14 protein-coding genes are annotated in these 13,617 nt (G+C 41.0%); 11 read left to right on the top strand and 3 right to left on the bottom strand.

Features of this window, described 5'->3' with window-relative positions:
• Positions 1 to 27 precede the first annotated feature (27 nt).
• The 4 genes from pcnB to panC all read left to right on the top strand — a co-directional run bounded on the left by pcnB (position 28) and on the right by panC (position 3,628).
• Positions 28 to 1,389 carry a polynucleotide adenylyltransferase PcnB gene (gene pcnB / locus BDE27_RS15035; protein ID WP_208638600.1) on the top strand — a complete coding sequence of 454 codons (1,362 nt, stop codon included), beginning with the start codon at positions 28 to 30 and terminating at the stop codon, positions 1,387 to 1,389.
• Between the two features lies 1 nt (position 1,390).
• Positions 1,391 to 1,873 (top strand): 2-amino-4-hydroxy-6-hydroxymethyldihydropteridine diphosphokinase, encoded by a 483-nt coding sequence (folK, locus tag BDE27_RS15030; RefSeq protein WP_099131556.1) that lies wholly within the window; start codon positions 1,391 to 1,393, stop codon positions 1,871 to 1,873.
• 66 nt (positions 1,874 to 1,939) lie between these two features.
• The gene (panB, locus tag BDE27_RS15025) at positions 1,940 to 2,731 is read left to right on the top strand and encodes a 3-methyl-2-oxobutanoate hydroxymethyltransferase (RefSeq protein WP_099131707.1); all 792 of its coding nucleotides are present in this window, start codon (positions 1,940 to 1,942) and stop codon (positions 2,729 to 2,731) included.
• 39 nt (positions 2,732 to 2,770) lie between these two features.
• Positions 2,771 to 3,628: a pantoate--beta-alanine ligase gene (gene panC / locus BDE27_RS15020; RefSeq protein ID WP_099131555.1), complete on the top strand. Its 858-nt coding sequence runs from the start codon at positions 2,771 to 2,773 to the stop codon at positions 3,626 to 3,628.
• A gap of 70 nt (positions 3,629 to 3,698) precedes the next feature.
• Here panC and BDE27_RS15015 read toward each other — a convergent pair whose 3' ends face one another.
• Together BDE27_RS15015 and BDE27_RS15010 are read right to left on the bottom strand one after the other, a co-directional pair.
• Positions 3,699 to 4,469, bottom strand: coding sequence for an ABC transporter permease (locus BDE27_RS15015; RefSeq protein ID WP_099131554.1), 771 nt, complete (start codon positions 4,467 to 4,469; stop codon positions 3,699 to 3,701).
• Positions 4,469 to 5,392 (bottom strand): ABC transporter ATP-binding protein, encoded by a 924-nt coding sequence (locus BDE27_RS15010; RefSeq protein ID WP_099131553.1) that lies wholly within the window; start codon positions 5,390 to 5,392, stop codon positions 4,469 to 4,471. The genes BDE27_RS15015 and BDE27_RS15010 overlap by 1 nt, the downstream gene beginning before the upstream one ends.
• A 185-nt stretch (positions 5,393 to 5,577) precedes the next feature.
• Between BDE27_RS15010 and can the strand changes: the two genes are divergently transcribed.
• Positions 5,578 to 6,231 (top strand): carbonate dehydratase, encoded by a 654-nt coding sequence (can, locus tag BDE27_RS15005; RefSeq protein WP_099131552.1) that lies wholly within the window; start codon positions 5,578 to 5,580, stop codon positions 6,229 to 6,231.
• Between the two features lie 98 nt (positions 6,232 to 6,329).
• On the opposite strand, the gene hpt is transcribed toward can, so the two are convergent.
• A complete protein-coding gene (hpt, locus tag BDE27_RS15000; RefSeq protein WP_099131551.1) occupies positions 6,330 to 6,869 on the bottom strand; it encodes a hypoxanthine phosphoribosyltransferase in 540 nt (179 codons plus the stop codon).
• A 275-nt stretch (positions 6,870 to 7,144) separates the two neighbouring features.
• On the opposite strand from hpt, the gene BDE27_RS14995 reads away from it, so the two are divergent.
• The 6 genes from BDE27_RS14995 to uhpC all read left to right on the top strand — a co-directional run bounded on the left by BDE27_RS14995 (position 7,145) and on the right by uhpC (position 13,527).
• Entirely contained in the window at positions 7,145 to 7,492 is a 348-nt protein-coding gene (locus BDE27_RS14995) for a YacC family pilotin-like protein (RefSeq protein WP_099131550.1), read from the top strand.
• A 118-nt stretch (positions 7,493 to 7,610) separates the two neighbouring features.
• The gene (speE, locus tag BDE27_RS14990) at positions 7,611 to 8,474 is read left to right on the top strand and encodes a polyamine aminopropyltransferase (protein WP_099131549.1); all 864 of its coding nucleotides are present in this window, start codon (positions 7,611 to 7,613) and stop codon (positions 8,472 to 8,474) included.
• A gap of 18 nt (positions 8,475 to 8,492) precedes the next feature.
• The gene (gene speD / locus BDE27_RS14985) at positions 8,493 to 9,287 is read left to right on the top strand and encodes an adenosylmethionine decarboxylase (RefSeq protein WP_099131548.1); all 795 of its coding nucleotides are present in this window, start codon (positions 8,493 to 8,495) and stop codon (positions 9,285 to 9,287) included.
• Positions 9,288 to 9,947: 660 nt separating this feature from the next.
• Positions 9,948 to 10,580 (top strand): response regulator transcription factor, encoded by a 633-nt coding sequence (locus BDE27_RS14975; protein WP_099131547.1) that lies wholly within the window; start codon positions 9,948 to 9,950, stop codon positions 10,578 to 10,580.
• Between the two features lie 7 nt (positions 10,581 to 10,587).
• Entirely contained in the window at positions 10,588 to 12,165 is a 1,578-nt protein-coding gene (locus BDE27_RS14970; protein WP_099131546.1) for an MASE1 domain-containing sensor histidine kinase, read from the top strand.
• Positions 12,166 to 12,231: 66 nt separating this feature from the next.
• Entirely contained in the window at positions 12,232 to 13,527 is a 1,296-nt protein-coding gene (gene uhpC, locus BDE27_RS14965; RefSeq protein WP_099131545.1) for an MFS transporter family glucose-6-phosphate receptor UhpC, read from the top strand.
• Positions 13,528 to 13,617: the final 90 nt, after the last annotated feature.

The raw sequence follows: 13,617 nt of genomic DNA, 5'->3' as shown, positions 1-13,617 counted from the left end.
TCTTCATCACATGCCGAAAACGACAAAATGAAGAAAAAATCCGTCAGGGCAATACCTTCGGACTCCCCGATCACGGTGATCCCACGCGACCAGCACCCAATTTCACGCAAGGACATCAGTGATAATGCCTTGAAGGTTCTGTACCGCCTAAATAAATCAGGTTTTGAAGCTTATCTGGTCGGTGGTGGAGTTCGTGATCTACTACTGCACAAAAAACCCAAAGATTTTGATATAGCGACCAACGCTACACCTGAACAAGTTCGCCAACTGTTCCGTAACTGTCGCCTTGTCGGACGTCGTTTTCGCCTTGCCCATATCATGTTTGGCCCTGATGTGATTGAAGTTGCCACCTTCCGCGGGCCACATGATCAAATTGAAAACAATGACCGCAACCAGTCACATAAAGCCCAAAGCGGCATGTTACTACGGGATAATATTTTTGGTTCAGTAGAAGAAGATGCTGTTCGTCGCGATTTCACGATCAATAGCCTCTATTATGGCATTGAAGATTTCTCACTACGGGATTACGTTGGTGGCATGGCCGATCTGAATGCAGGTATCATTCGCCTGATTGGTGATCCAGAAACGCGCTATCGGGAAGACCCCGTGCGTATGCTGCGGGCTGTCCGTTTTGCCAGCAAACTGGATATGACTATCGAGCCAGCTACCGCTGAACCTATCCCGCGCCTTGCATTTCTGTTGAAAGATATTCCAGCAGCACGTCTGTTCGAAGAATCTCTGAAACTGTTACAGACAGGACAGGGTTACAAGACTTATAAACTGCTGCGCGAATATCATCTGTTCCAGCCATTATTTCCGCTTATTCAACCTGGTTTCACCCAACGTGGTGATTCGTCAATGGAAAAGCTGTTGACACAAGTGCTGAAAAATACCGATTTTCGCTTACAAAGTGACAAAAGAGTGAATCCCGCGTTCTTATTTGCGGTCATGTTATGGTATCCATTGATTGAACATGCGGAAAAATTGACACAAGAAGGCGGATTACAGTATTACGACGCCTTTGCGTTAGCAATGAATGATATTCTTGATGAACAGTGCCGCTCTATTGCGATCCCGAAACGCCATACCACAACCATGCGCGATATTTGGTTGCTTCAGCTTCGCTTGCCGCGCCGTCAAGGAAAACGAGCAAATAAATTGATGGAACATCCGAAGTTTCGTGCTGCATATGACTTACTAGAATTACGCGCCAGCATTGAACCACGCCATGAACTGAAAGAACTGGTGCAGTGGTGGACTGCATTCCAACAATCAACTTCATCACAACAGCGCGAAATGATATCCGATCTGGGCAGCGAACCCATTCGCCGCAGGACACGCCCCCGCCGTGGTGGACGCGTTCGCCAGAACAGGAATAACGGTTATTAATATGACTCGAGTCTATATCGCCATTGGCAGCAATCAGGCCGATCCTTTGCAGCAAGTCAATAACGCACTTGCTGCCTTAAGCAAGATCCCTGATACCATTTTTGTGGTGCGATCATCTTTTTACCGAACCAAACCAATGGGGCCACAGGATCAGCCAGATTACCTCAACCTTGCCGTTGCATTGGAAACCCAATTACCTCCAGAAGCATTGCTTGATCACACCCAAGCAATCGAACTGGAACAAGGACGCGTTCGTAAGGACGAACGCTGGGGGCCAAGAACGCTCGATTTGGATATCATGCTGTTTGGTAATCACATCATCAACACCGAACGCTTGACGGTTCCCCACTATGGGTTAAAACAGCGTGAATTTATGCTTTATCCACTTGCAGAAATCGCACCAGACCTTGTGTTTCCCGATGGAGAATCCCTGACAGAGCAATTAAAAAAAGTTCCGGAAAATGGCCTGATGCTTTGGTTGTAGCTTGTAGTAGAAAGTAGAGAGGCAACTTAAAAAATAGAGGGTATAACTATTCAGGAGAGAATAATGATGAAACCAACAACTCTGGCTGATTTAAGTCAGTTAAAAAAAGAAAAGCGCAAATTTGCAACTATCACAGCTTATGATGCCAGTTTCGCCCACCTTTTCGCTGAACAAGGCATTAGTGTCATGCTCATTGGTGATTCACTCGGCATGACCATACAGGGGTTCGACTCTACCCTGCCGGTTACCATTGAAAATATCTCCTACCACACCCGAAGTGTTCGCACTGGCGCCTCTCATGCTTTTCTCATCGCAGATATGCCTTTCATGAGCTACGCAACCCCCGAACAAAGTTTTGACAATGCGGCTGCACTCATGCGTTCTGGTGCCAATATGGTCAAAATTGAAGGTGGAGACTGGCTATGTGATACCGTCAAAAGGCTGACCGAGCGTGCCGTCCCCGTTTGCGGCCATTTAGGTCTGACACCACAATCAGTCAATGTACTCGGTGGCTATAAAGTTCAGGGGCGTGATGACTCCTCAGCCCAAAAGTTATTTGACGATGCTATTGCTTTGGAAAAAGCAGGTATGCAACTCCTGGTGTTAGAATGTGTTCCGACTGCACTGGCGCAGCGTATCACTGAAGCCCTGGAAATTCCGGTTATTGGCATTGGGGCAGGCAATATGACTGACGGTCAAATTCTGGTTATGCATGATGCCTTGGGTATCACCGCAAGACCACCCAAATTTGCCAAAGACTTCCTCAAAGAAACTGGCAATATAAGGGATGCTATCCGCCTATATATTGAACAAGTAGAAAGCGGCGCCTATCCCGACCAGGCACACTCATTCAACTGATTATTCCCCAGCATGACGACGAATTAAAGGAGTACAGCAATGCTGATTATAGAAACGATCCCAATTTTACGCCGGGAAATCCGTCGCTGGCGCCAGGCGGGCAAGCGTATTGCCTTCGTTCCCACGATGGGAAACTTGCATGATGGTCATATGGCGTTAGTTGATACCGCCAAAGCACAGGCTGATGTTGTTATCGTCAGTATCTTCGTCAATCCGATGCAATTTGATCGAGAAGACGATCTGGTCAATTATCCTCGAACCTTGCAGGAAGATTGCGAAAAACTAAGCCGTCGCAATGTCGAGTTGGTATTCGCCCCTAATACTAACGAGATGTACCCACATGGTTTAAACGGCAACCAAACTTTTGTTGAGGTACCAGAACTCTCTTATATCCTTGAAGGTGCCAGCCGACCAGGACATTTCCGTGGCGTCACTACCGTTGTCAGCAAATTGTTCAACCTGATCCAGTCCGATCTGGTTTATTTCGGCGAAAAAGATTTCCAACAATTACAGATTATCCGCCAGATGATTGCCGATATGGCTTACGATATTACATTGGTTTCCGTGCCGATCGTCCGTGATAAAAATGGATTGGCGCTGAGTTCACGTAATAGTCTTCTGTCCGCTGAAGAGAAAAAAACTGCGCCTTTGCTGAACAAAATTATGCAATCTATGGCAGAAAGGCTGAAAAATGGCGAACGGGATACTGAACGACTCATTGAACTGGCATCTGCACACTTGCGGGAAGAAGGCTTTATGCCGGATGAGTTATTTATCCGTGATGCAGAAAACCTGATGCCATTAACGGCACAAAGTAAAAAAGCCGTGATCCTGATGGCTGCATGGTTAGGGCAAACAAGACTGATTGATAATCAGCAGGTTGATTTGGCTGACTGATTTTAATTGTGGGATATATGTGTGTCCCTCACTCCGCCGCAATCAACGGCGGAGTATTATATTTTGGCTATTAAGTTCTTAGCCCTCGCCCTGATTCAATGAGATACCAGGCCAATGCATAGAATCCAACAATAAAGATCCCCAACATACCTAATGTCATCGCCAGAGAAACATCCATAATACCGAGAAAACCATAACGGAAGCCGCTGATCATATAGACGATCGGGTTAAGCTTTGACACTACCTGCCAAAAAGTAGGCAACAGGGTAAGGGAATAGAATACGCCCCCCAAATAGGTCAACGGAGTCAGAACAAATGTTGGGATGATACTAATATCATCGAATGTTTTCGCAAAAATGGCATTCAATAGCCCCGCCAATGAAAATAGGATCGAAGTTGCCAGTAAAGTGATAACCACCATTCCCCATGAATGTATCTGCAACGGTACGAATAATAGGGAAACCAATGTCACCAGAATGCCAACGCATACCCCACGAGCTACCCCTCCCCCAATAAATCCAGCAATGATGACATGGGTTGGAACCGGAGCAACCAGCACTTCTTCAATGCTGCGTTGGAACTTAGCACCAAAGAAAGATGAAGAAACGTTAGCGTAAGAGTTGGTGATCACTGACATCATGATCAATCCAGGCACAATAAACTGCATATAACCAACTCCCCCCATTTCGCCAATGCGGGAACCAACCAGGTTGCCGAAGATAACGAAATAAAGGGACATCGTGATCACTGGCGGCAATAATGTCTGTACCCAAATACGACCAAAACGGGTAACCTCTTTAATCCAAATGGTTTTCAGAGCCACCCAATATAGTTGGATCATTAACTATCTCCTTGATTACTATTGGTTAATCCGACAAACAGCTCTTCCAGACGATTCGCTTTATTACGCATACTGCTGATTTGTATACCCTGCGTACTTAACTGGGAGAAAACATCATTTAATCCCTGCCCACGTTTTACATCCACTTCCAGTGTTACTGCATCAATCAGACGGTAGTCGTAGCCTTCAACAACAGGATTTGCTTCTTTTGGTAATAAATCCAGCAAGAATGTTTCACTTTCAAGTTGGCTAAGCAGGTTTTTCATGCTTGTGTTTTCCACCAGCTCGCCATGTTGGATAATGCCGATGTTTCGGCACAGCATCTCAGCCTCTTCAAGGTAGTGAGTTGTCAGAATGATGGTAGTTCCCTGCGCATTCAATTCTTTCAAAAATTCCCACATAGATCGGCGCAGCTCAATATCTACTCCCGCCGTAGGTTCATCAAGAATTAACAATTTTGGCTGGTGCATTAAGGCACGGGCAATCATTAAACGCCGTTTCATACCACCAGATAAACGAATTGCCCGCTCGTTGCGCTTTTCCCATAGATCCAATTGAGTAAGGTAGGTTTCCACCCTCTCCTGTGCCACATTGCGCGGGACACCATAATATCCCGCCTGGTTTAATACAATCTGAATCACCGTCTCGAATGGGTTGAAATTAAATTCCTGTGGAACAAGGCCAAGCTGCCGTTTGGCATTAACGAGATCCATATCGATATCGTAGCCAAAAACCTTGACCTTACCCCCACTTTTATTAACCAAAGAACTAATAATACCTATCGTGGTGGATTTCCCTGCACCATTTGGCCCCAAAAGCGCGTAGAAATCGCCTGCTTCTACACGCAAATCAATTCCCCGCAGCGCTTTTATTCCACTCTCATAGACTTTCGTGAGCTGCCTCAATTCCAATGCGTAAGCCATAAGTAAAAAATACCTTTATTATTTGCTATTTCTGACTGCTGAAAAATAGAAATTATGCCATTATTTTTCCCCTATTTCTTAGCAATGGTAGGGGGTAAAATAAAAAACATTCTTCAATTAAATGTTAAATTCTCAATTAATGTCGTATATGATTCTATCTCAAAAATGTTATCAGGCTATTAGTTATGATGAGAAAAATTGAAGAACTGTTTGCCAGGAACAAACAGTGGTCAAAGTCCGTAAACGAAGAAAACCCAGTTTTTTTCAAAGAATTATCAAAAGCGCAAAAACCTCATTTTCTGTGGATAGGCTGCTCTGATAGCCGAGTACCTGCCGAAAAACTGATTGATGCAGCCCCCGGCGATCTTTTTGTTCATCGAAACGTCGCTAACCTCGTTATCCATACCGATTTAAACTGTTTATCTGTTGTACAATATGCCGTTGATGTTTTGCAGGTTGAACACATCATCATCTGTGGTCACTACGGTTGTGGTGGTATTGAAGCTGCCGTAGATGGCACTGAATTGGGCTTAATCAATAACTGGCTGCTCCATATCCGTGATTTGTGGTACAAACACAGTTCCATGCTTGGTGAGTTACCTCCTAACGACAGGCTGAATCGCCTGTGTGAATTGAATGTCATTGAACAGGTTTACAACCTTGGCCACTCAACCATTATGCAATCCGCATGGAAACGCGGGCAGAAAGTGATGATTCATGGTTGGGTATATGGTTTAAAGGATGGTGAATTACATGATCTGGATATTACAGCTGACAGCCGTGAAAAATTGGAACTTAATTACCGTCAGGCTATTTCCAAGTTATCCCAGACAAAATAGCAGATCGAAGGACAACCTATTAATTATAAAAAACAAATGGCAGCAAAAAAGCTGCCATTTGCTTATGCCGAATTGATTATTTCTGTTTGTCGCAAAAATTAATCTTCTAACAGGGTGACATGCCCGATATAAGGCAGATGGCGATAATGTTGTGCATAGTCAATGCCGTAACCGACGACAAATTTATCTTCAATTGAATAACCAATCCACTCAACTGGAACATCGACTTCGCGACGAGATGGTTTGTTCAACAAAGTACAAATCGCCAGTGAATTAGGCTCACGCAACGCCAGAATCTCGCGGATTTTGTTCAGTGTATTGCCTGAATCGATAATATCTTCAACGATCAACACATCTTTACCACGAATGTCTTCATCCAGATCCTTGAGGATTTTCACATCGCGGGTAGAACTCATCTCATTGCCATAACTGGATGCAGTCATAAAATCCACTTCGTGGGGAACCTGAACTTCACGGCATAAATCTGCCATAAAGATAAACGACCCTCTCAACAGGCCAATCAATACTAATTCACGATCGCTATTACGATAGTGCTCTGTAATCTGTTGCCCCAGCTCAGCAATACGTTGCTTAACCTCCTGCTCGGAGATCATTACTTCTACAATATGTTTCTTCATTAATATAACCAGTTGATTTTATTCTAAATAATCACAAGTCAAACCAAAAAATGAATGTGACTATTTACATACCGCTCAATAGCATAAGCTTCATCGAGCGCATAAAATAACACTCTCTGCCATCAGAACAAACCTGTTCGTTAACATACAACCCAATTTTCTCACTGGCAGAAAAAACGGTAATTTTATTAAAATGAAGCAAATAAAGTTTGGCTAACAAAGATATTAATATGTTAATTTAAGTAAAATAGTAGAAAATCAGTATAATAGAAATTATGCAAAAAATTGCCTTATTCGCGTACATTCTGGCTCTGTTTAGTTTTGCTCAACCTGCAACAGCGCTGTCTGAGAATGAAGCTGAAGATCTCGCCGATCTGACAGCCGTCTATATCTATCTAAAACATGACTGCGGCTATAGCCAAATCCCAGATTTTCAAATTAAGCGTACAATTATCTATTTTGCCCAACGTAACAAGTGGGATCTCAGTAACTATGATAGTCAGTTAATGCAAGAACTAAATCAATTAGGTTACAAAGATTTAAAGGGAATCAACCTGCCTCATGAGGTTAAATGCCGTTCTCTTGCAAGGAACTCCCTCAGCCTACTCTCTTATATAAAATAATTCCTTTTGAATACTTCCAAGGTTAATTTCATGTTGAAACTAAGTGACAACAATGTAAATTATTGGCTACTATGTCCAACCAATGCCGATGAAGATCACAATGGAGGAATAGCGGAACATGTCACAAAAAGAAATTTGGTATGAAACGTTGCATCCCAATTTCGGTCAGTATTTCGCTGTTGAAAACGTGCTTTATCACGATAAAACAGAGCATCAAGATCTAGTTATTTTTGAAAATACAGAACTAGGCCGCATCATGGCACTTGATGGTGTGGTTCAAACCACAGAGCGCGATGAGTTTATCTATCATGAAATGATGGCCCATGTACCACTATTTGCTCATGGCCAAGCCCAAAAAGTGTTGATCATTGGCGGTGGTGATGGCGGGATGCTGCGTGAAGTTTGCCGTCATCACTATCTCGATAATATTACAATGGTAGAAATTGATGCTGGTGTAATCGAATTCTGCCGCCAATATTTGCCGAACCATAACGCGGGAGCCTATAATGATCCCCGTTTCAAGCTGGTGATTAACGACGGTGTTAATTTTGTCAAAACCACATCTGAAAAATTTGATGTCATCATTTCTGATTGTACTGATCCTGATGGACCAGGTGAAAGCCTGTTTACTTCTGACTTCTATGCAGGCTGCGCTGGTTGCTTAAACGAAGGTGGTATTTTTGTCGCCCAAAACGGTGTCTGTTTCTTTCAGCAGAATGAAGCCGTTAACAGCTATAAAAAGTTAAGCCACTATTTTACTGACAGCAGTTTTTATCAGGCAGCCATTCCAACCTATCACGGTGGGATCATGACATTTGCATGGGCAACCCAAAATTCTGCCTTGCGTCAGGTACCTCTGACAACGCTACAACAACGCTTTAAAGATGCGGCCATAACCTGCCGTTACTACACACCTGCCGTACATGCAGGAAGTTTCGCACTGCCGCAATACTTACTGAATGCCCTATCTGATCCCCCATAAACCGGGAGGTGAACTAAATTGCGCAAACTGAAATTGCACGGCTTTAATAATCTGACAAAAAGCTTGAGTTTCTGTATTTATGATATCTGTTATGCAAAAACGAAAGCCGATCGCGACAGTTATATCGCGTACATTGATGAACAGTATAATGCAACCCGCCTGACTGAAATACTCAGTGAAACCTGTTCAATTATTGGTGCAAACATTCTTAATATTGCTCGTCAAGACTATGACCCCAAAGGAGCGAGCGTTACCATTCTGATTAGTGAAGAACCCATTTCTGCCAAACGGGTGGATAATACGGAAAACCCAGGCCCACTCCCTGACTCTGTCGTCGCCCATTTGGACAAGAGCCACATCTGTGTGCATACCTATCCAGAAAGCCATCCAGATGATGGTATATGTACCTTCAGGGCAGATATTGAAGTATCAACCTGTGGTGTTATTTCTCCCCTTAATACTCTGAATTACCTGATTTATAAATTGGAATCTGACATTGTAACAATGGATTATCGCGTTCGTGGTTTTACCCGAGATATCAATGGCATAAAATACTACATTGACCATGAGATTAGCTCCATCCAGAATTATGTGACAGAAGAAATTCAATCTCAGTACCATATGATTGATGTGAATATTTTTCAGGAAAATCTCTTCCATACCAAAATGATGCTGAAAGAATTCGATCTGAATGAATATTTGTTCAATACCACAGCGGAAGAACTAAGCGAAATGGAAAAGAGAGAAATCACCCGTTTACTTAAAAAAGAGATACAGGAAATCTATTACGGCCGAAATTTACCCGATCTATAGATAATTGTATTCGACCTGATCTATTTGACTGGCAGAATATCAGTCTGCCAGTCATTCATTTTTTATCAAACATAGCATTCTTTATTTTGACGGCACACCTAACTCAGTGCTTGTGATAATTTTAGCGCCATAAATTGTTTTCAAATAATCAAGGGCGGCTCCATGATCAACGCCAGGAAAAACAATAAAGCATATCTGATGATGCAATAATATCGCTTCCTATATAGAAAAATATCCAATATTTTTTATAGGAGAATCTAGCATAATTCCCCCTACAAAGGGATTATGGTAAAATTTTTTTCATATCATTCACCATAAAATAACACATGAAATATAATAATGAAAATATATAAAATAACAGTGTAATTTCTTTATTAAACCCACCAGTTTCATTTAATAAAGAAAAAACACTATTTAATATCAATAAATATTTTTATTTTGTTATTGAGAATTAATAAAAACAGAATTCATCATTACGATATGGAGGTATAGAAATGGAAATAATAATAACCAATTGAAATCGATATGATTTAGCTGCCTTAAAATAAATTTTGTTATCTAACTAACAAATTTAGTTTATTTATTTGCATGAATTTTATTTTATGAACATTATGATATCTAAATGATTTATAATAAAACTCCCTACAACATACAATAAAAATGACTATAAAAATTGCTCTCATTGATGATCATGTTGTTGTCCGTTCAGGTTTTGCCCAATTATTGACACTTGAAGATGATATTATAATCGTTGGTCAATACAGCAGTGCCGATGAAGCATGGCCGGATTTACTAAGAAAAACGATTGATATCGTCATCATGGATATCTCCATGCCCAACGAAAGTGGCCTACAACTTCTGACCCGGCTTCGTCCCACCGGCCCAAATTTTCGTACGATCATGTTAAGTATTTATGACACTGCTGCGCTTGTACAAAGTGCGCTAGATTCAGGTGCGCGAGGTTATTTGACAAAATTTTGTGGGCCAGAGGAATTAGTACAAGCCGTCCGGTTAGTCCATCAAGGAAACATTTATCTTTGTGCTCATGCACTGAAAGCACTTCGCCAAAAACCTCAAGAAATTACAGCACTACACGCTCTGACACCAAGAGAAAGAGAAATTTTTACCTTATTAGTCAATGGGAGCAGTGTAAAAGTGATTGCTGAGCAACTTGAACTTAGTCACAATACAGTTCATGTTCATCGAGCCAGAATTTTAGATAAATTACAATGTAATACTACTATTGATCTAGTTCATTATGCCCTCAAGAATCAAATCATTATGACGAGTTAATCAATCAATGAATGAAAAATTTCTCTTCATTTTACAATCACTATTCCTCTGTCTATTTTATTCACTGATTTGGATTTCATTATGGGTAATTAGTTTTTATTTTCACAATAGTGGATTACAGGCGACACTATTTTTACCCCAAGGGATACGTTTAGTATTTATGATTTTACTGGGGCGGCGTTATCTTCCAATCCTTCTGATGAGTGAAACCAGTATATTGCTATGGCTAAAAAGCGAGCAACTTATTATATATCCAATCATTCTGCTTTCACCATTTATTAGTGTGATCACTGCACTAACTATTCAAAAGATATGGTGGAATTATTCTCTTTATTGGCAACAGCTTTCTATCTTGTTGGCAGGCGTTATCATTAATAGCCTTTTACAAATCTTGTTTTTAAGCTTTTCGTTGCCCGATCAAATCAGCTTTATTTTTCTCTCTTCCTTAACTGGCGGATTTTTACTCTCCCCATTCATCTATCTGATTTATGTTTATTTATATGAGAAATATTGGAAGAATCAGCATACTAAAGCTGATATACCCGATCCACAATTAAGAATATCCTTGCTGATATGGTGTTTCCTGTTTAGTTTTCTGGGAATAAGTGGCCAATATCTTCTATCCTCAGAAATAGAATGGTTACTATCAATTTTAGTCTTTATTCCTAATATATTTATGGCTTATCATTATGGTTGGCAAGGCGGTGTTCTCTCCGCATTGTTAGGAAGTTTACTCGTCACTTCTGCCCGTCAATTCAATGGTTCATTCAGCGAATTACAGGAATTGGAGATTTTTTTAACCACTCAGGCTTTATTAGGGATAGGGCTTGGTATTGCCATCAGTCGCCAGCAACAATTGGCAGGTAGCCTAACCTATCAAAAACAGTTGGCAAATAATTTAAACCGTTATCGTGAACGATTAGAAAAAGAGTTAGCAACACGCCATATTTTGATGCAAAAATTAGTACATACAGAAGAAGATATCCGTAAAAATATTGCCAGAGAACTTCATGATGCCATTGGACAAAATATAACTGCCATTCAAATTCAATCTATGCTAATAAAACGAACTTCAACGTTAGCATTAGCTCATAACTCTGCCGAACAGATTAATCACCTCTCCCAACAAATACATCAAACAACTCGTCAACTGCTGCGTGAACTTCGCCCACCTGCACTTGACGAAATGTCTCTTGAGCAATCAATTAATCACTTAATAAATGAGTTTGCTTTTGAAGAACAAAACATTTTCTGCCATTTTGATTACCAGTTACCACACACTCCCAGTGATAACACGATCACTCTGACACTTTATAGGCTGATTCAAGAATTACTGAACAATATCAGTAAACATGCTAACGCCAACCAAATAAACATTACATTAAAGCAAAAAAGAAATTTAATCGTACTTCAGGTTGGCGATAATGGTATTGGTATTATTGATGATAAAAAAAATACGGGATTTGGGCTTAAGGGTATTGAAGAACGTGTCCGGGCGCTTGGAGGCCATTGGAGGCTCAAAATCCAACAAGGAACCCATGTCATTATATATTTACCAATAGATTCAGGTAGTGATACTGCATAACAAAGTATCCTCTTTGGGACGACTAAAGCAACAACGACTACTCGTATCTTTTTTATGGAGGCACTTATGCAAGGCACCAGCCATGAGCAAATATCACAACATTATCGTTATTGGCGAAGCCATTTGCTCATGTCAATGATTATAGGCTATGCCACATTCTACCTAACTCGCAAAAGTTTAAATGTAGTTATGCCAACCATGCAGCTGGAATTGGCTCTTAATAAAACTGATATTGGATGGATAACCAGTTTATTTTACCTTGCTTATGGCAGTTCAAAATTTTTTTCCGGCATTTTTCATGATCATACTGGTTATCGCTGGTTCATGGGGGTAGGGCTATTAATGACAGGAGTACTGAATATTATTTTTACCTTCTGCTTATCACTGCCTTCCTTACTATTTGTCTGGACATTGAATGGCTTTTTTCAGGGATGGGGATGGCCAACATGTGCTCGACTTCTCACTCACTGGTATTCTCGTAATGAGCGAGGTTTCTGGTGGGGCTGCTGGAATATATCCATCAATATAAGTGGTATTTTTCTGCCATTGTTGTCTGCACTTTTAGCAAATTATTATGGTTGGCGCGCTGCATTATTCGTTCCTGGACTCATTAGCATTGTGCTTGGCATTTGGTTATGCCGGAGAATACGGGGAATTCCACAAGAACATGGTTTACCTAGCGTAGGGCATTGGCGACAAGATACTATGGAGCTACGACAAGAACGGTTGTCTTTACCCATGCCCATAATAAAAATCTTAAAGGAAACCATTTTATTCAACCGTACCATCTGGCTCCTTGGTTTTTCTTATATTCTCATCTATTTCATTAGGATCGCAATTAATGACTGGGGTAATTTATGGTTATTAGAAAAACATGGAGCTAATTTACTGAATGCCAATGCCACTCTATCACTATTTGAACTGGGAGGGTTATTAGGTGCTCTTTGTGCTGGATGGGGCTCTGACTTATTATTTCGCAGTCAACGTACACCAGTGATTCTACTATTTTCTCTCGGTCTTTTCTTTTCTATGGCCGCGCTCTGGTTAATTCCTATAAATAATTATTTACTATTATCTCTCTGTATTTTTAGTATTGGTTTTTTTGTATTTGGTCCCCAGATGTTAATTGGCCTTTCAGCAACTGAACACTGCCACAAAAAAGCGGCAGGTACGGTAACTGGATATTTAGGATTGTATGCCTATTATGGTGCTGCAATTGCTGGTTGGCCATTAAGCCAAATCATTGACCACTATGATTGGACAGGCATGTTTGCCTTGCTGACTCTTGCAGCCGCTGTGATGGGGTTATTACTGATGCCAATATTAATGACTGACGTCAGTAAAGAGTATAAAACATACTGATAACAGAATTACCTCCCTGTAGTGTTCAAGTAAATTGAACACTGCACTATTAAAACAACTCTATATTATGAATACAATAAAATTTGCAGA

Origin of the sequence: Xenorhabdus ehlersii, assembly GCF_003610465.1 — a bacterium.
GTDB lineage: Bacteria > Pseudomonadota > Gammaproteobacteria > Enterobacterales > Enterobacteriaceae > Xenorhabdus > Xenorhabdus ehlersii.
This window is presented reverse-complemented; position numbering and strand designations above follow the sequence as displayed.